Raw genomic sequence first — 18,668 nt, 5'->3', positions numbered from 1 at the left:
GCGGCGTTGTGCTGCGCCGTCATTTCCGGAAAACCGGTGACCCAAACGGGGTGTGACCTTTCCCACGCAACACAGAATTGCCTCCTGGCGTCCCCGTCCGGCAGAGTCTTGCTTCCGTCAGGCCCCGCATACGGCACTTGGGCACCTCCAGAGGCGCCACGCACCACACAACTCAACACGAGACGCCCGTATGCCGCCCGCGAGCACCACGCGGCAGCCTCCTCACCGGGGTTGCCCATCGGGCCCGTGCCTCCCGTGACCCACGCAGTAGGGAGGCCAGCGCCAGGGGCACGAACGTGCTCGCGAGGTCACCTAAGCGGGCGATGCTGGAAGGACACCATGTGAGCCGGATCTCGGTCCGGGGGTTCGCCGTGGCATCTGCCACCGCGGTCACCACCGTAGGCGCCGTCGTAGGCGTTGCTGCGGGCGGCACTCCTGCCGCCGACGACAACAACTTCGAGGCGGCCGCAGCCGACACCACGCTGCTCGCAGACATCCCCGCGGGCCAGCAGGCCGCGGTCCAGACCGCTTCGCTGACGCAGCAGGCCGATGCCCAGGCATCCGCCGCCGACGCCGCCGCGAAGAAGTCGGCCGAGGAGTCGGCCCGCATCCAGGCCGCCAAGGACGCCAAGTCCAAGAAGCAGGCGGCCGAGGACCGGGTCGAGGCCGAGCGCAAGGCGGAACAGAAGAAGAAGGACGAGGCCGAGCGCGCCAGCCGTTCTTCCGTCCGCGACGCCTCCTCGTTCTCCGCGCAGGGCTCGTACAGCGTGGCCGAGGTCCAGGCGATGGCCCGTCAGATGGTCCCCGCGGACCAGTTCCAGTGCTTCAGCAACATCGTGAACCACGAGTCGACCTGGAACTATCGCGCGACCAACCCGTCCTCCGGGGCGTACGGTCTGATGCAGGCGCTTCCGGGCCACAAGATGTCGTCCGCCGGCGCCGACTGGCAGACCAACCCGGCCACCCAGATCAAGTGGGGTCTCAGCTACATGGACGGCCGTTACGGCAGCCCGTGCGGCGCCTGGTCCTTCTGGCAGGCCAACAACTGGTATTAGAGGGAGCGGGCGAAGTCCACGGACCGCCCTCTCAACCTCGCGAGGCCCCTCACCGTCCAGACGGTGGGGGGCCTCGCGCGTGTACGGTCGCCTCCCGGCGTGCGTTGAGCGCCGAGAGCGCTGGGTGGCGAAGATGGGGGAAGGAAAGCAAGCATGTCGAAACTGCCGGGCTGGCTGGGCCGCTTCGGTTCCGAACTGACGGAGCTGGGCGCGCGACTGGAGGAGCGGCGGGCGCGCGCTGCCGACGACGACCCCCTCGCGCCGCGAGGGGCCCCTGCCGTCGCCGAGGCCGACGACGACCCCGGGCAGGTGCCCGCGCCGCCCAGTTACGCCCCCTCGGTCGCCGCCAAGCCGGATCCGGTCGCGGCGATCCCGTGGGGGATGCGGGTCGCCGCCGAGGCCGGCTGGCGGCTCCTCGTCCTCGCGGGGACGCTCTGGGTGCTGATGCGGGTGATCAGCGCGGTCCAGCTCGTCGTGCTGGCCTTCGCCGCCGCGCTGCTCATCACCGCGATGCTCCAGCCGACCGTCGTCCGGCTCCGGCGGTTCGGGCTGCCGCACGGGCTCGCCACCGCCGTGACCGCCGTCCTCGGGTTCGTCATCATCGGCCTGGTCGGCTGGTTCGTGGTGTGGCAGGTGATGGAGAACCTCGACACGCTCTCCGACCGGGTCCGCGACGGCATCGACGAGTTGAAGCGCTGGGCGCTCGACAGCCCCTTCCATGTCACCGAGTCGCAGATCAACGACCTCGCCAAGAACCTCAACGACACCATCGGCACCAACACCGAGGAGATCACCTCCGCCGGGCTCCAGGGCGTCACCGTGATGGTGGAGTTCCTCACCGGGCTGCTGCTGGCGATGTTCTCCACGCTCTTCCTGCTCTACGACGGCAAGCGCATCTGGGAGTGGTCGCTCAAGCTGGTGCCCGCCGCCGCCCGCCCCGGGGTCGCCGGCGCGGGACCGCGCGCCTGGCGCACCCTGACCGCGTATGTGCGCGGCACGGTGCTCGTCGCCCTGATCGACGCGATCTTCATCGGCTTCGGCCTCTACGTCCTCAATGTGCCGCTCGCGGTGCCGCTGGCCGTCTTCATCTTCCTGTTCGCCTTCGTCCCGCTCGTCGGCGCCGTGGTCTCCGGAGCGCTCGCGGTGGTCGTCGCCCTGGTCACCGAGGGCGTGTGGACCGCGCTGTGGGCGCTGGTGGTGGTCCTGGCGGTGCAGCAGATCGAGGGCCACATCCTGCAGCCGTTCATCCTCGGCCGCGCGGTGCGGGTCCATCCGCTCGCGGTGGTCCTCGCGGTCGCGACCGGCGGGCTGGTCGCGGGCATCGGCGGCGCGGTGGTCGCCGTACCGCTGGTCGCCGTGATCAACACGGTGGTCGGCTATCTGCGCTCGTACGGTGAACCGGGCTCGCCGGGCGGGAGCGGCGGGCACCACGGGGCCACCGCCCTGTCGATGACCCCGGCGCACGCCGCGGCCGTCCCGGCGGCGCCACCGGCTTCACCCGGTCCGCAGGACGCGCCGGGCGAACGCCCGCAGGAGAACCGGCCGCCGCAGGAGTAGCGGAGCGGCACGGAACGCGAAAAGAAGAGCCCCGGGGACGGTCGGTCGTCCTCGGGGCTCTTCTCGTATCAGGGGTGGTGCGGTGTCACTGCTCGGCGAGGACGGCCTCGGCGTCGAGGGTCACACCGACCGCCTGGATCACCGAAGCGACCTTGACGGCTTCCTGAATGGTCTCACGGTCCACGCCGGCCTTGCGCAGCACCTGCTCGTGGGAGTCCAGGCACTGGCCGCAGCCATTGATCGCGGAGACGGCGAGCGACCACAGCTCGAAGTCGACCTTCTCCACGCCCGGGTTGCCGATGACGTTCATCCGCAGGCCCGCGCGGAGCGTGCCGTACTCCGGGTCCGACAGCAGGTGCCGGGTCCGGTAGAAGACGTTGTTCATCGCCATGACGGCGGCCGCCGACTTCGCCGCGGTGTACGCCTCGGCGGAGAGGTTGGCCTTCGCCTCGGGCTCCAGCTCGCGCAGCACCTTCGGCGAACGCGAGGCGATCGCGCAGGCCAGCACGGTGCCCCACAGCTGCTGCTGCGGGAGGTCGCTGTTGCCGATGACCGAGCCGAGGTTCAGCTTCAGGTCCTTGGCGAAGTCCGGTATGGCGGACTTCAGTTCGTCGAGAGCCATGTCGGTATCAGCTCACTCGCCCGAGAGGAGCGCGACCGGGTCGAGGGTGTTCTCGCCCTTGGTCCAGTTGCACGGGCACAGCTCGTCGGTCTGCAGGGCGTCGAGGACCCGCAGGACCTCCTTGGGGTTACGGCCCACGGAACCGGCGGTCACCATCGTGAACTGGATCTCGTTGTTCTGGTCGACGATGAAGACGGCGCGCTGGGCGAAGCCGTCCTCGCCCTCGATGCCGAGGTCACGCATGAGCTCGTGCTTCGAGTCGGCCAGCATCGGGAAGGGCAGGTCGGTCAGGTCCGGGTGGTCCTTGCGCCAGGCGTGGTGCACGAACTCGGAGTCACCGGAGAAGCCGAGGACCTGGGCGTCACGGTCGGCGAACTCCTCGTTGAGCTTGCCGAAGGCGGCGATCTCGGTGGGGCACACGAAGGTGAAGTCCTTCGGCCACGCGAAGACGATCTTCCACTTGCCCTCGTAGGTCTTGTGGTTGATCTGCTCGAACTCCTTGCCGCTCTCCAGCGAAACGCAGGCGGTCAGGTCGAACTCGGGGAACTTGTCACCGACAGTGAGCACGCGCTCTCCTTGCAACGTCTGGAATTCCCTTTTTGAGGGTCTTCCTGAGGGTTGGACGGGCTCCACCTTGGCACAGAGTGCATTGATCACGGAAATAGCTACACTCGGTCGAGATGATCGGAGGTGCCTATCAGTGGCGCAGGTAAAACAGGCCATACGACCCAAGCAGTCCGGTAAGTCGCCCGGCAAGCAGCCCAGTCTGTCGCAGCTGCGCGCCTTCGCGGCGGTGGCGGAGCATCTGCACTTCCGGGACGCGGCGGCAGCAATCGGGATGAGTCAGCCGGCACTCTCCGGAGCGGTGTCGGCCCTTGAGGAGGCACTGGGTGTCCAGCTCATCGAGCGTACGACGCGCAAGGTGCTGCTCTCGCCCGCGGGGGAGCGGCTCGCGGTGCGGGCCGGGGCGGTGCTGGAGGCCGTCGCCGCGCTGATGGAGGAGGCGGAGGCGGTCCGCGCCCCGTTCACCGGAGTCCTCCGGCTCGGCGTGATCCCGACCGTCGCCCCGTACCTCCTGCCCACCGTGCTCCGCCTCGTCCATGAGCGCTACCCGCAACTCGACCTCCAGGTCCACGAGGAGCAGACCTCCTCGCTGCTCGAAGGGCTCGCCGCCGGGCGTCTTGACCTGCTACTGCTCGCCGTGCCGCTCGGGGTGCCGGGCGTCACCGAGATGCCGCTCTTCGACGAGGACTTCGTGCTGGTCATGGAGCAGGACCACTGGCTCGGCGGCCGCGCGGACATCCCGCGCGACGCGCTGCGCGAACTGCCGCTGCTGCTCCTGGACGAGGGGCACTGCCTGCGCGACCAGGCCCTGGACATCTGCCGCGAGGCGGGCCGCACCCAGGGCGCCCCGGTCACCACGACCGCCGCCGGGCTCTCCACCCTGGTCCAGCTGGTCGCCGGCGGACTCGGCGTGACGCTGCTGCCCCGGACCGCCGTGACCGTGGAGACCGGCCGCAACGAGGCGCTGGCCACCGGGTACTTCGCGGACCCGGCGCCCACCCGGAGGGTCGCGCTGGCGATGCGGACCGGGTCGGCGCGGGGCGGCGAGTTCGAGGAGCTCGCCGCCGCGCTGCGCGAGGCGATGGAGCCGCTGCCGGTGCGGCCGGTTGCAAAGGGCGGCTGAGAACATGCGTACGGCCGGGGCTCCTGTTCCCAGGGGCCCCGGCCGTCACGCGCGTCGTGCGGGTGTCACTCGGTGCGCAGTCCGTCCGGGCGCATCATGCGCCACAGCGGCGGCAGCGACAGCAGCGTCACCAGCGCGATCAGCGCGCCGCCGACCCCGGCCATCGGCCAGAACAGCCACCAGTCGTCGACCCGCTTCTCGATCAGCCAGGTCAGCGCCCCGCCCAGCCCCAGGCCGCCCGCGACCGCCACCGCGAGACCGAGCACCACCGGCACGGCGGTCTGCCACAGCACCGACCAGCCGAGCGTGGAGCGCCGGGTGCCGAAGGCGACCAGCACCGACAGCAGCCGCCTGCGCTCGCGCAACTGCTCCAGCTGGGAGACCAGCATCGACGCGGCGATCAGCAGCAGCACCGCGGAGGCGCCCACCTGGAGCCCCGTCTGGATGCTCGCGTACTGACGGTCGCGCTCCACCGAGTCGAGGGTGACGAAGCGCATTCCGGGGTCGACCTTCGCCGCCGTGTTGCGCACGTACTCGGCGACGTCCGGCACGCTCCGGTCGACCCGGATCTGGACGCTGATCGTCGCGCCGGGCAGCTTGCCCGCGTCGACCGCGCCGGTGGTGGCCATGATCCCGTAGTGGGTCTCGCCCATCGGGTCCTTGCGGCCTTGCACGGTCGTGGAGTCCGCGGGCAGTGTCCACCGCATCGTTCTGTTCCCGGATTCGATCTCGACCTCCTTGCCCTTGCGGGCGGTCTCGTCGACCCAGGCGGTCATGTCCTTGTCGCCCGGCGGGTGGACGACGAAGGTGTCGCCGTCCTCGCAGGCGTCGATCCGGGCCAGCTCGCGCAGGGTGGCGCAGGTGCCGACGGTCAGCGAGGTGGTGGGCTGCACGTCCTCGTCGGCGTAGTCGCCGGGCTTGGACGCGTACGCCTCCACCGATCCGATGACCACGTCCACACCCTTGGTGGCGCGGAACCGCTCGATGGCCGATGTGGCCGCCTCGCCGGTGACGTCCTCGGAATACCCGGCGAACTGGGCCCGCGTGGGGTCCTGGCCGGTCATCCGGTTGAAGTCGGCGTTCATCGCGGCGAACATCATCTGCAGCGCGATCGCGCCCGCCACCGCCACCGTGACCCCGCTGACCGCACGGGACGCGGCCCCGCTGCTCAACTGGAGCCTGCGGGTAGCGAGCTGCCAGGGCACCGGGCCGCCGCGCAGCCGGTTCACGCACGCCTCGACCAGCCAGGGCAGCAGGAGGGCCAGCCCGACCAGCACCAGCACGGTGCCGGCCGCGATCCCGAACGGCTTCTCGGGCGCGTACTCGTACGCACTGATCCGGCCCGTGAAGCCGAGCACGGCCAGACCCGCGAGCGGCATCAGCAGCCGCCACCAGAGCCGGCGTCCCCGCTCGCGCCCCCGGCGTACGACGCCGAGCGGCTCGATCACCACCGAGCGCATCGCGACCAGCGTGACGAGGACGGCGGTCAGCGGCACGGCCACCACGATCAGCAGGGCCAGCCGGGGATCGGGGACGAGGTCGGCGGGGAACGCGCTGACGTCCCAGATCTCCACCGAGCCGACGAACTGCCGGCCCGTCAGGAAGAACGCCAGACCGATCAGCAGCCCGAGCACCGCACCGAACAGCGCCTCCCCGGCGGCGATCCGCCGGGTGGTCCGGATGTCCGCGCCGACCAGCCGCAGCGCTGCCAGCCGGCGGTCGCGGCGGTCGCCGCCGAAGCGCACGGCGGTGGCGATGAAGATCGCGACCGGCGCCAGCAGCACGACGCAGACCATCACGACGAGCACGATCAGCAGCGGCGGCAGAGGGGCGCCCTCGCGCCGGTCCCCGTACCCGGCGATGCGGTGGCCGCCACTGGCCGTCGTCAGGGTGTCGCTGCCCGCGTAGTAGAGGAGCTCGCCGGGGGAGCGCAGCCCGGCGTCCCCGATCGTGCCGGTGATCTCGTACGGCAGCCGCTCCCGCAGCAGTTCGTTGCCCGGCTCGGCGAGCAGTTCCCGCAGGGCGGGGGAGACCACCATCTCGTCCGCACCGGGGAAGCGGGCGACTCCCGGCGGGAGGACGGGCGTCGAACCGTCGGGCCGCATCAGATATCCCGCGACGGTCCGGTCGTGGTACTCGGTGGTCGTGTTGATCCGCAGCACCGAGCTGTCCGACGTCGTGGCGTTCGCGTCGGGCGAGTCGGAGATCCGCGTCTCGCTGCGGGCCTGCTCGCGTGCGTTCCGCTCGTCCAGCAGATGCGGTACGGAGGAGGCGAGCAGCAGCAGGGCGACGCCGAGGCCGACGCCGACGGCGGTCAGCAGCGTACGGATCCAGCCCTCGCGGCCGCCGGCGGCGGCGAACCGGATGCCGAGGCCGAGGTCCCGGAGGGTGGCCGCGCCGCGCGAGGGCGGCTTCGGGCTCTCCGGTGCGGCGGGCGGGGCCGTACGGGAATCGAGCAGGGTCATGCGGAGTGCTCCAGGTCGCGGGCCCGGCCGTCGCGCACGGTGACGTCACGGTCGGAGTAGGCGGCGACGCGGGCCTCGTGGGTCACCAGGACCACGGCGACGTTGGCGGACCGGGCGGCCTCGGTGAGCAGCTCCATCACCCGCTCGCCGTTGAGCGAGTCCAGCGCGCCGGTCGGCTCGTCCGCGAAGATCACCTTCGGCGAGGCGGCCAGCGCGCGGGCCACGGCGACCCGCTGGCCCTGTCCGCCGGAGACCTCGCCGGGGCGCTTGGAGCCGAGGTCGTCGACCTCCAGACGCTCCATCCACTCCGACGCGGTGCGCTCGGCGGCCTTGCGCTTCACGCCGTTGAGCCGCAGCGGCAGGGCGACGTTCTCCACACAGGTCAGCTCCGGGACGAGCTGGCCGAACTGGAAGACGAAGCCGAAGTCGCTGCGCCGCAGGGCGCTGCGCTCGGCGTCGGACATCGCGGACAGCTCGCGGCCCGCGTAGGTGATGGTGCCGGAGTCGGGCGTGATGATCCCGGCCAGACAGTGCAGCAGGGTCGACTTGCCGGAGCCGGACGGGCCCATCACGGCGACGACCTCGCCGGGGTGCACGGAGAACGACGCGCCGTCCAGGGCGGGTGTCGAACCGTAGGTCTTGCGCAGATCGTGCGCGGCGAGCAGGGAGCCTTCGGGAATCACGGAGCCACCACCTTGGCGAGCTGGTCGAGTCGGGCGGCGGTCAGTTCCAGCCAGCGCAGATCGGCTTCGAGATGGAACAGGGCGTGGTCGCAGATCAGCTGGTCGGCGAGGTCGCCCTTGCGCTTGCGGTCGGTCAGGATGCGCATCATCCGCAGATGCTCCGAGCGCTGCGAGTCCAGCAGATCGGCGGCGCTGCGATCGGTCAGGAGCGCCAGGACGACCTTGGTGTAGAGCGTCGACTGGAGGTAGGGCTCCGGCTTCTCGGGCTGTGCCAGCCACCGCGAGACATCGGTGATCCCGGCGTCGGTGATGGCGTACCGCTTGCGCTCGGGACCTCCTTCGCTCTCGACGCCGTCGACCTCGACGAGTCCGTTCTTCAGGAGCCGGGACATCGTCGAATAGACCTGGCCGTAGTGCAGCGGGCGGTCCTGGCCGAACTTCTCGTCGAAGGTCCGCTTCAGGTCGTAACCGTGTCGGGGGCCGGACTCCAGGAGCCCGAGGAGGGTGTGACCGATAGACATGAGAAGCACTGTACACGGTGTGTATACCTGCCGTGTATACGCGTCCGGAAAGCGACCCCGGCCCAGAGGGACGGGCCGGGGTCGCGGTGTCGGCGGTGCGGGGGAGGGGTGTTACAGAGTCTCCTGGGCGCCGGTTCCGGGCGGGGCCTCCGGCTCCTCCGGCGGCTGTCCGGGCGGCCGTCCCCGGCGGGCGATCGGCCGCGCCGCCCCCGGCAGCCGGCCCGCCTCCGCGAGCGCCCGCCGCAGCAGGAACTCGATCTGCGCGTTGGCGCTGCGCAGTTCGTCGGAGGCCCAGCGCGCGAGTGCGTCGTGCACCGCGGGGTCCAGCCGCAGCAGCATCTGCTTGCGCTGCTGCGACCGGGACGCCGGCGTCCGCCGGGGAGGCGTCTGGTCGGTCACTGGTAGAGCGTGCCCGTGTTGAGGACCGGCTGGGCGCTGCGGTCGCCGCACAGCACCACCATCAGATTGCTGACCATGGCCGCCTTCCGCTCGGAGTCCAGCTCCACGATGTCCTGCTCGGCGATCCGGTGCAGGGCCATCTCGACCATGCCCACCGCGCCCTCGACGATCTGCTGGCGGGCCGCGACGACCGCGCCGGCCTGCTGGCGCTGGAGCATGGCGGAGGCGATCTCGGGGGCGTACGCGAGATGGCTGAAGCGCGACTCGATGATCCGGACGCCCGCGGCCTGCACCCGGGCGGTCAGCTCGGCGGCCAGCTTCTCGGTGATCTCCTCCGCGTTGCCGCGCAGCGAGAGGCCGTCCTCCTCGTGGGCGTCGTACGGGTACTCGATGGCGATGTGCCGGACGGCGGCCTCGGTCTGGGTGGCGACGAACTCCAGGAAGTCGTCGACCTCGAAGAGCGCCTGGGCGGTGTCCTCGACCTTCCAGACGACGATCGCGGCCAGCTCGATCGGGTTGCCGTAGGCGTCGTTGACCTTGAGGACGGCGGTCTCGTGGTTGCGGACGCGGGTGGAGATCTTGCGGCTGGAGGTCAGCGGGTTGATCCAGCGGAGCCCGTCGGTGCGGATGGTGCCGACGTACCGGCCGAAGAGCTGGATCACCCGGGCCTCGCCCGGAGCGACCATCTTCACACCGCTCATGCAGAAGAACGAGGTGATCGCCAGGAGCACCCCGAGGATGATGAGCGTGACGCCGACCGAGCCCGCGCCGTCTCCGTTCAGCACCGCGCCGCCGATGACGAGGCCGATCCCCGCGAACACCCCGACCACCGTCAGGAGCAGTCCCAGGCCGCCCGGGATCGCGTGCGCGACGACCTCCCTGACCTGCGGTGCGGGCATGTCGGGAGCGTCGACGGAGAGGTCCGCCGCCGCGATGGCGGGGCGGTGGTCGTCGTGCTGTGCGGTCATGGGGTCCCCCGTTCGGCGCGGTATCGCACCGCGCTAGCAATGTGATTACACATTATCGGTTCTCGCAACCTTGTCCACCCCTGGGGAGTCGGTTCCTGTAGAGGCGGGTGCTGATTCTCACGTCCGTAAAAGGCCGGATCGCTTGTCTTTTGTCCCTGTCGTCGGTGTTAGCTGGCAGGTCTGAGCGAACAGAGGAAACCGAGCGAACCGGCCGAGCAGAGAAGCGGGAGCAACACACCAATGGGTCGAGCGGATGCGCGACGAGCCCAGGCGCAGGAGTCGCGCCGGGCCGCGAAGAGCGGCGGCATACGCAGACTCTTCACGTGGAAGAAGCTGCTGGGCACGTTCTTCGGGATCGTCCTGCTGGGCATGGGCGCCTTCGGCGCGCTCTACCTGTACGTCGACGTCCCCGCCGCCAACGCCATGGCGGAGCGGCAGAGCAACGTCTACAAGTACAGCGACGGCACGGTCCTCGCCCGGACCGGCAAGGGCGTCAACCGCCAGATCGTCGACCTGGCCGAGGTGCCGAAGAACGTTCAGCACGCCTTCGTCGCCGCCGAGAACAAGACCTTCTACAAGGACCAGGGCGTCGACCTCAAGGGCACCACCCGCGGTCTCCTCAACACCCTCAGCGGCAAGGGCAAGCAGGGTGGCTCGACCATCACCCAGCAGTACGTGAAGAACTTCTACCTGACGCAGGACGCCACCGTGAGCCGCAAGCTCAAGGAGCTGGTGATCTCGCTCAAGGTCGACCAGAAGAAGTCCAAGGACGAGATCCTCGCCGGGTACATCAACACCGCTTACTACGGACGCGGGGCCAGCGGCATCCAGGCCGCCGCCCAGGCCTACTACGGCATCGACGCCAAGGACCTGAACGTCTCCCAGGGCGCCTACCTCGCCTCCCTGCTCCAGGCCCCCAGCCAGTACGACTGGTCCACCGCCACCGACACCGGCAAGAAGCTGGTCAAGGAGCGCTGGGCCTACACGCTGCGGAACATGGTCGAGATGGGCTGGCTCACGGACGCCGAGCGCACCCAGCAGAAGTTCCCCTACCCGGACAAGCCCAAGGCCGCCCCGGGCATGGAGGGCCAGACCGGCTATCTCGTCGAGGCGGCCAACGAGGAGCTGGAGAAGCAGGGCGTCTCCGCCGCGGACCGTGAGGCCGGCGGCTGGACGTTCACGCTCACCATCGACAAGAAGCGCCAGAAGGCGCTGGAGAAGTCGGTGGACGACCAGCTGGAGTCCAAGCTCGACCGCGAGGGCAACAAGGTCGACGCCACCGTCCAGGCCGGCGCCACCTCCGTCGACCCGAAGACCGGCAAGGTCGTCGCCCTGTACGGCGGCGAGGACTACGTCAAGCACTACATCAGCAACGCCACCCGCCAGGACTACCAGCCCGCCTCCACCTTCAAGCCGCTGGTGCTCGCCTCCGCCCTGGAGAACGAGTCGAAGACCCAGGACGGCCGGCTGATCGGGCTCAACACCGTCTACGACGGCACCAGCAAGCGGCCCGTCGTCGGCAGCGACACCCCGTTCAACCCGCAGAACGAGGACGGCCGGGACTACGGGCCGATCTCCGTCCAGAAGGCCATGAACAGCTCGGTCAACTCCGTCTTCGCGCAGATGATCGTGGACGTGACGCCCGCCGCCACCAAGGAGACCGCGCTCGCCCTCGGCGTACCGGACAAGAACTTCCCCGAGCGCCCCGCCGTCTCGCTCGGCACCATGAACGCCTCGACCTGGGACATGGCGGGCGCGTACGCCACGCTCGACAACCACGGCCAGAAGGTCACCCCGCACATCCTCCAGTCCGCCGAGCACCGCGACCGCACGGTGAACCCCGAGAAGCCCAAGCGGGAGCAGGCCATCAGCCGCGCCTCGGCCGACACCGTGACCAAGGCGCTCACCGGGGTCGTCGACGCCGGGTCCGGCAGCGCGGCCAACACCTCCGCCTACGACGCGGCGGGCAAGACCGGCACCTCCGAGGACAACAAGTCGGCCTGGTTCGCCGGCTACACCCCGGAGCTGACCACGGTCGTGGCGCTCTTCGGCGAGGGCGACGGCGGCCGCAAGCAGGTCTCCCTGACCGGAACGGCCAACTCCGGCCGCGCCAGCGGCGGCGGCTTCCCGGCCCGCATCTGGGCCGACTACACCCTCGGCGCCCTCGGCGGCGGCTCCGGCAAGACGTTCGACCTCCAGGACGTGGAGCGCGGCGAGGCGCCCGCCCCGCCGACCCCGTCGGACACTCCGTCGGAAGACCCCACCCCGTCCGAGGACCCGACCCCGTCGGACACGCCTTCCGACACGCCGAGCGAGACGCCCAGCGAGACCCCGACCACGCCGGCCCCGCCCACCAGCAGCAGCCCGCCCGTCACCCCGCCCCCCACGAGCCCGGAGATCCCGCCGCAGCCCGGGGACGGCGACGGACAGCCGGGCGAACGGCCCGGCGGCAACGGACAGGCCGCACAGTGAGGGTCTGAGAGAACGAGCAGAGGGGCGGACCCGAAGACGGGTCCGCCCCTCTGCGTTCTCCGTCTCTCCGTCTACTGCGCCCGGGTCGCCATCTCGAACCAGACGACCTTGCCCGTCGAGAGGCGCGTCGCCCCCCACCGCCGGGCCAGCCGGTTGACCAGGAACAGCCCGCGGCCGCCCTCGTCCGTCTCCCGCGCCCGGCGCTGCCTCGGCAGCTGCGGCGAGTCGTCGCCGACCTCGCAGCGCAGGATGTCCGTCCGCAGCAGCCGCAGCGTCACCGGCCGCTCCGCATACCGCACGGCGTTGGTGACGACCTCGCTGACCAGCAGCTCCACCTCCTCGGCCAGATCGTCCAGACCCCAGCGGCTCAGCGCCCGCCGGGCCAGCCGGCGGGCCCGGCGCGGGGCCGCGTCCTCCGGTTCCAGATACCAGTACGCCACATCGCTCGGAGCGATCCCGTCGAAGCGGGCGGCCAGCAGCGCGATGTCGTCGTCCCGGTCACCCGGGCCGAGCATGTCCAGCACGTCGTCGCACAGGGCCTCCAGCGGCGGCGAGTGATCGTCACCGGTGAGCTGCGCGGTCGCCGCGAGGCGCTCCCGCAGCTGCTCGATGCCCGTCCACACGTCCCGCAGCCGTGACTCCACCAGACCGTCGGTGTAGAGGAGCAGCGTGGCACCGGCCGGGGCGTCCAGCTCGACCGCCTCGAAGTCGACGCCGCCCACCCCGATCGGGGCGCCCGGCGGCACCCGCAGCACCTCGGCCCGCCCGCCCAGATGCAGCAGCACGGGCGGCGGGTGTCCGGCGTTGGCGATGGTGATCCGGTGCGCGACCGGGTCGTACACCGCGTACAGGCAGGTCGCCATCCGGTCGCTGCCCAGCCGCTGCGCCTGCTCGTCCAGGTGGTGCAGCACCTCCTGCGGCGGCAGATCGAGCTGCGCCAGGGTCTGCGCCGTCGTCCGGAGCTGGCCCATGATCGCCGCCGAGGTCATGGAGTGGCCCATCACATCGCCGACGACCAGCGCGACCCGGCTGCCGGGCAGCGGGATCGCGTCGTACCAGTCGCCGCCGACCCGGGCCGTCTCGGCCGCCGGGAGATAGCGCGAGGCGAGCCGGACGCCGGTGGGCTGGGGCAGCGAGTCGGGCAGCATCGTGCGCTGCAGCTCGTCGGCGATATAGGCCTCGCGCCCGTACAGCACGGCCTTGTCGATGCCGAGCGCGGTGTGCGTCGCCAGCTGCGCCGCGACCAGCAGGTCGCTGGCCTCGAACGGGGAGCGCTCGGTGCCGCGTACGAAGACCGCCGCGCCGATGACCCGGCGGCGGCCGCGCAGCGGGGCCAGGATCGCCCGGTGCCCGGTGGGCACGGACCGGCCGGGGCCGAGCAGCTCCGGCAGCGCCGCCCGCGCCGCGGCGGAGTCGCCGAACACCGGCCGCACCCCGCGCAGCACCTCGGCCAGCGCACCGCCCGCCCGCACCTCGCACAGCTCGGCGGCGGGCATCAGATCGGCCTGCGGGTCCAGGACCAGCGGACGCAGCCGCTCCGTCTCGGAACCGGCCGCCTCGGCGCCCTCCTCGTCGCTGACGCGCAGCCGGTCGCTGCGCCGCAGCCGCAGGACGAACGGGCTCACCGGGCGCTCGTCGCCCACCGGCAGCGGGTCGCGGAGATAGACGAGGATCGCGTCGGAGAACGTCGGCACGCTGGCCCGGCACAGGCCGAGGACGATCTCGTCCAGGTCTATGCCCCGGGCGATCCGTCGGGTCGCCGCGCCGACGAAGCGCAGCCGGTCGCCCTCGCGGCGGGTGGCCGCCTGGGCGTCGGCGACGGCGGCCGCTCCAGGACCCGGGTTCGGCGCGGCGGCAGGAGCCGGTACCGCGGCAGCGGCGGCCGCGGCCGCGGCGTCCTGCTGCCGGGGCCGGGTGCGCTCCTGCTGCCGGGCCGCCAGCGGCTGCCGGCCTTCGTGGGAGGTGGGGTGCTCCGTCACGCGTGGGATTCCGTCCGTCCGGGCCGGTTGTATGAGGCAGTCACCTCGTGTTGGGGCGCTACTGTGCCCCGGCAAGCGCGGGAAGAACAACGGCTGTCACCGGATGCCCCCGATGAAGGGGCCGAAACCGAGCGCCGAGGAGATGGCCGACAGGCGATCCCTCCGGCGGCGGACGCGGCGAGCGGGCAGCGGACAGCGTGCACGTCTCCACCCCCTCGTAGTGGCTCCCGCGACCGAGCGGAACGTCCGGGTCCGTGGCCCGTCGCTCCGCACGACCGGTGTGATGACTTGTGGTCAGTTCCGGTGTGGTGCCCGCTGGTTGCGGCGATCAGCCCTCCGTGCGACCGGACCTGCCGACCGGACCGTCCGAAGGGTCTCTCCAGGGTCTCACGACGGCATCCGGGCAGGGGTGCGGTCCCAGTCATCCGGCAGCGGCGGCACCTGCCACCGCGGATCGGGCCGCCAGTGCTCCCAGCCGTCCCGGAACGGCGGCCCCCAGCCGGTGATCACCTCGACCGCGTCCAGACCAGCCCGCCGGACCCGTCGGGCGGTCTCCCGGTCCATCAGACCGACCTGCTGCGCCTGCGCGAACTCGTCCTCGTCGAGCCATTTCCAGCTCCGGTCGGGGTTCACGGAGATGTCGAGAAAGTGATCCTCGGAATCCACTCCTCCGGACCACCGGGTGAGGGGCTCCTCCAGGTTCACGTACCAGTTGCGGAACATCCAGCCCCGGTCCCAGAACAGCCACACCGACCACGGATCGCCCGGCCGGGCCAGCTTCAGCACCCCGGAGCCGAACCACGTCGAGCGGGCCGTGGTGCGCGGCGCGGTGTAGCGGGTGGCCAGCGGCTCGGCGTGCACCTGGGTGCCGTCGGCCAGCACCGGCCGCACGCATTCGGTGCCGGGCGCCATCCAGACGGCAAGCAGCTCGTCGGTGTCCTGGACGACGGTCACCGGACGGCAGATGTGCACGGGCGGGACGCCGGCCGTCCGGTGGGCCCGGCCGTTGTCGCGGTAGCGCCAGAGGATCCGGTCCCCCGGCGCCCAGCGTGCGTGATCTCCCGTACCTGTCATGGAGAGATCTTACGGAGCGCTCCCACCGGCCCGCTGCGACTCAGGTCACCCGGATCTCAGCAGGCGCCCCGCCCGGTGCTCACGGACGCGTCATCCTCAGCACGTCCAGCGCCTCGTCGAGCTGCTCCAGCGTCAGATCGCCGCGCTCCACATAGCCCGAGGCCAGGACTGTCTCGCGGATCGTGGTGCCGTCCTTCAGCGACTTCTTGGCGACCTTCGCCGCCTCCTCGTAGCCGATGTACTTGTTCAGCGGGGTCACCACGGACGGCGAGGACTCGGCGTAGGCGCGGGCCCGCTCCACGTCGGCGGTGATGCCGTCGACCGTACGGTCCGCGAGCAGCCGGGAGGCGTTGGCCAGCAGCCGCACGGACTCCAGCAGGTTCTTCGCGATGACCGGGAGCATCACGTTCAGCTCGAAGTTGCCGGCCGCGCCGGCCGTGGCGACGGTCGCGTCGTTGCCGGTGACCTGGGCCGCGACCATCAGGACCGCCTCGGGGATCACCGGGTTGACCTTGCCCGGCATGATCGACGAGCCGGGCTGGAGGTCGGGCAGCGCGATCTCGGCGAGACCGGTCCGCGGGCCCGAGGCCATCCACCGCAGATCGTTGGAGATCTTGGTCAGCGAGACGGCGATGGTCCGCAGCTGGCCGGAGGTCTCCACCAGACCGTCCCGAGCGCCCTGCGCCTCGAAGTGGTCGCGGGCCTCGGTCAGCGGCAGCCCGGTGGCCTCCGCGACCTCCGCGATCACGGCCGCGGAGAAGCCGGGCGGGGTGTTGATGCCGGTGCCCACCGCCGTACCGCCCAGGGGCAGTTCGGCGAGCCGGGGCAGCGAGGCGCGCAGCCGCTCCACGCCGTAGCGGATCTGCGCCGCGTAGCCGCCGAACTCCTGGCCGAGGGTGACCGGGGTGGCGTCCATCAGATGCGTACGGCCGGACTTCACGACGTCCGCGAATTCGGCTGATTTCCGCCCCAGGGAATCGGCCAGGTGATCGAGTGCCGGGATCAGATCGGCGGTCACGGCGGCGGTGGCCGCGATGTGGATGGAGGACGGGAAGACGTCGTTGGACGACTGCGAGGCGTTCACATGGTCGTTGGGGTGGACCTCGCGGCCGAGGTGCTCGGTGGCGAGGGTGGCGATCACCTCGTTGGTGTTCATGTTCGACGAGGTGCCCGACCCTGTCTGGAACACGTCGACCGGGAAGTGCTCGTCCCAGCGGCCCGACGCCACCTCGGCGGCGGCCTCCTGGATGGCGGCGGCGATGTCCGGATCCAGCACCTTCAGCTCGGCGTTGACCTTGGCGGCCGCGCCCTTGATCCGGGCCAGCGCCTCGATGTGCGCGCGCTCCAGCCGCTGCCCGCTGACGGGGAAGTTCTCCACCGCCCGCTGGGTCTGCGCGCGCCACTTGGCGTGCGCGGGAACCCGCACCTCACCCATCGAGTCGTGTTCGATCCGGAACCCGGCAGCGCTCGACGTGGCACCTGATGTGTCGCCCATGGTGTTTAAACCTCCTGAAAAAGATGAGCACGTGTCTTGTTCTACGTATTCCCAAGTCGCCTACCGGCCAGTAAATACCGGGGGTAACCACTTACCGGGAGGCGCAATGAGGCGCACCAGCACCAGACTTCGAGGGCTCCGAAGCCTTCGCCTGCTCCGCTGTACGGTCGCCGGCGCCGTCGCTCTCGCGGCAGCCGTCGGCACGATGGCCGCCGCCGGACCCGCGGGCGCGACGGAGTCGGGTACCAGCTCTATCGCATCCACCCCTCTCCCGCCCGCACTGGAAGCCGTCCGGGCCGCCGAGGCCACCCAGCTGTACGGGAGCCCCGCCGAGCGGCCGCTCGGCGACCGCAAGACCGGGCTGATCTCGCTCGGCGACAGCGAGATCTCCGGCGAGGGGGTCGGCACCTACGACCCCGGCACCAACGGGCCGGACAACTGGTGCCACCGCTCACCGGACGCCGCCATCCACCGCACGGGCATCGCGGCGGACGTCACGTACAACGTCTCGTGCTCCGGCGCCTATACCGGGAACATCAGAATCGGCGGGAACAAGCAGTACGCCGACGAGCTCGTGCAGAGCGACAGCCTCGCGATCAAGGCCCGCAACACCCGGATCAAGATGATCGTCCTGGTCGCCGGGGCCAACGACGACCTGCAGTTCGGCCCGGTCATGACCGACTGCGTGGTGCGCTACATCAGCCTCCAGGGCCCCTGCGAGCCGAAGTACGCGGGCGGCTGGCAGGCCCGGGTGGACGCCCTGGTCCCCAAGGTCGAGCAGACCGTCCGCGACCTGCGCACCGTCATGACGGACGCCGGGTACGCGAACGGCGACTACAAGCTCGTCCTGATGGGCTACCCGAGCCCGATCGGCCCGGACTTCCGCGACAACCCGAAGTTCCCGGGGAAGCTGATCTGCGGCGGACTCGGCTACGACTCCGACACCGTCTGGGGCCGCAACACCGCCGTGCCCGCCTTCCAGGTCGGCATGCGCAAGGCCGCCGCCGCCACCGGTGCCACCTACCTCGACAACTCGCGGCTCTTCCACGGCCACGAGGTCTGCACCGAGAGCGCCTGGGCCCGCGGCCTCTACATCGACCTGAGCAAGCCCGGCCTGCCCGACGAGAACTCGGTCCGGCAGTCCTTCCACCCCAACGCGGCCGGCCACCGGGCCTTCGCCACCTGCCTCACCCAGCTGTACGACTCCGGGCTGCGCGAGGCGAGCTGCGCCGACCCGGCGAGCACGGGGAACCCGGTGCTGACGGGCACGGCCTGGGACGATCTGTTCGCCCCGCTGAAGAACGAGGCGACCGGCTCCTGTGTGGACGTGCCCGCCTCGGTCACCCGTAACGGCACGGCCATCGGCGGCTGGGACTGCCACGGCGGGCGCAACCAGAACTGGTGGTACGACGCCGTTACGCAGACCGCCCGCACCGCGCTCAGCCACGACCGCTGCCTGGACGTGTCCGGCGCCAAGTACAACCCGGGCGCCACGCTCATCGTGTGGGACTGCTCGGGCGCGGCCAACCAGAAGTTCGTCCGGCAGGCGGGCACCATCCGCCCGGCCGCCGCGACCGGCCTGTGCCTGACGCTGGCGGGGGCCAAGGACCCGCTCAAGCTCCAGACGTGCGACGGCGGCGCGAACCAGCGCTTCGTGTAGGCACGGTGTACGAGGGGGCGGCCGGGCCGAA

General features: G+C 71.1%; 15 protein-coding genes. 5 read left to right on the top strand and 10 right to left on the bottom strand.

Annotation, left to right across the window (positions count from 1 at the left end; translation table 11 throughout):
* The first annotated feature begins 341 nt into the window (after positions 1 to 341).
* Positions 342 to 1,055: an aggregation-promoting factor C-terminal-like domain-containing protein gene (locus AC0VY3_RS29440; RefSeq protein ID WP_103509987.1), complete on the top strand. Its 714-nt coding sequence runs from the start codon at positions 342 to 344 to the stop codon at positions 1,053 to 1,055.
* 153 nt (positions 1,056 to 1,208) lie between these two features.
* Positions 1,209 to 2,612, top strand: coding sequence for an AI-2E family transporter (locus tag AC0VY3_RS29435; RefSeq protein ID WP_475550979.1), 1,404 nt, complete (start codon positions 1,209 to 1,211; stop codon positions 2,610 to 2,612).
* A gap of 85 nt (positions 2,613 to 2,697) precedes the next feature.
* On the opposite strand, the gene AC0VY3_RS29430 is transcribed toward AC0VY3_RS29435, so the two are convergent.
* Both AC0VY3_RS29430 and AC0VY3_RS29425 read right to left on the bottom strand, forming a co-directional pair.
* A complete protein-coding gene (locus AC0VY3_RS29430) occupies positions 2,698 to 3,234 on the bottom strand; it encodes an alkyl hydroperoxide reductase (protein WP_030082625.1) in 537 nt (178 codons plus the stop codon).
* A 12-nt stretch (positions 3,235 to 3,246) separates the two neighbouring features.
* The gene (locus AC0VY3_RS29425; protein WP_007452441.1) at positions 3,247 to 3,801 is read right to left on the bottom strand and encodes a peroxiredoxin; all 555 of its coding nucleotides are present in this window, start codon (positions 3,799 to 3,801) and stop codon (positions 3,247 to 3,249) included.
* 133 nt (positions 3,802 to 3,934) lie between these two features.
* Here AC0VY3_RS29425 and AC0VY3_RS29420 point away from each other — a divergent pair, with 133 nt between their 5' ends.
* On the top strand, positions 3,935 to 4,921 hold the full coding sequence (locus AC0VY3_RS29420; RefSeq protein WP_475550978.1) for a hydrogen peroxide-inducible genes activator: 987 nt from the start codon (positions 3,935 to 3,937) through the stop codon (positions 4,919 to 4,921).
* Positions 4,922 to 4,986: 65 nt separating this feature from the next.
* On the opposite strand, the gene AC0VY3_RS29415 is transcribed toward AC0VY3_RS29420, so the two are convergent.
* The 5 genes from AC0VY3_RS29415 to AC0VY3_RS29395 form a co-directional block, all read right to left on the bottom strand.
* Positions 4,987 to 7,386, bottom strand: a complete 2,400-nt coding sequence (locus AC0VY3_RS29415; protein ID WP_103509990.1) for an FtsX-like permease family protein — start codon at positions 7,384 to 7,386, stop codon at positions 4,987 to 4,989.
* Entirely contained in the window at positions 7,383 to 8,069 is a 687-nt protein-coding gene (locus AC0VY3_RS29410) for an ABC transporter ATP-binding protein (RefSeq protein ID WP_103509991.1), read from the bottom strand. The genes AC0VY3_RS29415 and AC0VY3_RS29410 overlap by 4 nt, the downstream gene beginning before the upstream one ends.
* On the bottom strand, positions 8,066 to 8,590 hold the full coding sequence (locus tag AC0VY3_RS29405) for a PadR family transcriptional regulator (protein WP_030630714.1): 525 nt from the start codon (positions 8,588 to 8,590) through the stop codon (positions 8,066 to 8,068). The genes AC0VY3_RS29410 and AC0VY3_RS29405 overlap by 4 nt, the downstream gene beginning before the upstream one ends.
* Positions 8,591 to 8,701: 111 nt before the next feature.
* Positions 8,702 to 8,989 (bottom strand): type II toxin-antitoxin system antitoxin, encoded by a 288-nt coding sequence (locus tag AC0VY3_RS29400; protein ID WP_103509993.1) that lies wholly within the window; start codon positions 8,987 to 8,989, stop codon positions 8,702 to 8,704.
* Positions 8,986 to 9,957, bottom strand: coding sequence for an SPFH domain-containing protein (locus AC0VY3_RS29395; protein WP_475550977.1), 972 nt, complete (start codon positions 9,955 to 9,957; stop codon positions 8,986 to 8,988). Before AC0VY3_RS29395 ends, AC0VY3_RS29400 begins: the two co-directional genes overlap by 4 nt.
* A gap of 240 nt (positions 9,958 to 10,197) precedes the next feature.
* On the opposite strand from AC0VY3_RS29395, the gene AC0VY3_RS29390 reads away from it, so the two are divergent.
* Positions 10,198 to 12,429 (top strand): transglycosylase domain-containing protein, encoded by a 2,232-nt coding sequence (locus AC0VY3_RS29390; RefSeq protein ID WP_475550976.1) that lies wholly within the window; start codon positions 10,198 to 10,200, stop codon positions 12,427 to 12,429.
* Between the two features lie 71 nt (positions 12,430 to 12,500).
* Here AC0VY3_RS29390 and AC0VY3_RS29385 read toward each other — a convergent pair whose 3' ends face one another.
* The 3 genes from AC0VY3_RS29385 to AC0VY3_RS29375 form a co-directional block, all read right to left on the bottom strand.
* Positions 12,501 to 14,408, bottom strand: a complete 1,908-nt coding sequence (locus tag AC0VY3_RS29385) for a SpoIIE family protein phosphatase (protein ID WP_475550975.1) — start codon at positions 14,406 to 14,408, stop codon at positions 12,501 to 12,503.
* Positions 14,409 to 14,795: 387 nt separating this feature from the next.
* Positions 14,796 to 15,482, bottom strand: coding sequence for a cytidylyl-2-hydroxypropylphosphonate hydrolase (gene fomD / locus AC0VY3_RS29380; protein WP_475550974.1), 687 nt, complete (start codon positions 15,480 to 15,482; stop codon positions 14,796 to 14,798).
* Between the two features lie 79 nt (positions 15,483 to 15,561).
* On the bottom strand, positions 15,562 to 16,977 hold the full coding sequence (locus AC0VY3_RS29375; protein ID WP_475550973.1) for a class II fumarate hydratase: 1,416 nt from the start codon (positions 16,975 to 16,977) through the stop codon (positions 15,562 to 15,564).
* Between the two features lie 106 nt (positions 16,978 to 17,083).
* Here AC0VY3_RS29375 and AC0VY3_RS29370 point away from each other — a divergent pair, with 106 nt between their 5' ends.
* Positions 17,084 to 18,637 (top strand): ricin-type beta-trefoil lectin domain protein, encoded by a 1,554-nt coding sequence (locus AC0VY3_RS29370; protein WP_103508103.1) that lies wholly within the window; start codon positions 17,084 to 17,086, stop codon positions 18,635 to 18,637.
* The last annotated feature ends 31 nt before the right edge of the window (positions 18,638 to 18,668 follow it).

This window comes from Streptomyces sp. iso_384, from assembly GCF_056172905.1.
Note: the sequence above shows the minus strand (reverse complement) of the source record. Positions and strands in the feature narration are given on the sequence as shown.

What these genes read in the sequence shown, in the direction of transcription:
- AC0VY3_RS29370 (WP_103508103.1), top strand. Translation starts at nt 17,084, where the DNA reads ATGAGGCGCACCAGCACCAGACTTCGAGGGCTCCGAAGCCTTCGCCTG.
- AC0VY3_RS29415 (WP_103509990.1), bottom strand. Translation starts at nt 7,386, where the DNA reads ATGACCCTGCTCGATTCCCGTACGGCCCCGCCCGCCGCACCGGAGAGC.
- fomD (WP_475550974.1), bottom strand. Translation starts at nt 15,482, where the DNA reads ATGACAGGTACGGGAGATCACGCACGCTGGGCGCCGGGGGACCGGATC.
- AC0VY3_RS29405 (WP_030630714.1), bottom strand. Translation starts at nt 8,590, where the DNA reads ATGTCTATCGGTCACACCCTCCTCGGGCTCCTGGAGTCCGGCCCCCGA.
- AC0VY3_RS29430 (WP_030082625.1), bottom strand. Translation starts at nt 3,234, where the DNA reads ATGGCTCTCGACGAACTGAAGTCCGCCATACCGGACTTCGCCAAGGAC.
- AC0VY3_RS29435 (WP_475550979.1), top strand. Translation starts at nt 1,209, where the DNA reads ATGTCGAAACTGCCGGGCTGGCTGGGCCGCTTCGGTTCCGAACTGACG.
- AC0VY3_RS29390 (WP_475550976.1), top strand. Translation starts at nt 10,198, where the DNA reads ATGGGTCGAGCGGATGCGCGACGAGCCCAGGCGCAGGAGTCGCGCCGG.
- AC0VY3_RS29395 (WP_475550977.1), bottom strand. Translation starts at nt 9,957, where the DNA reads ATGACCGCACAGCACGACGACCACCGCCCCGCCATCGCGGCGGCGGAC.
- AC0VY3_RS29375 (WP_475550973.1), bottom strand. Translation starts at nt 16,977, where the DNA reads ATGGGCGACACATCAGGTGCCACGTCGAGCGCTGCCGGGTTCCGGATC.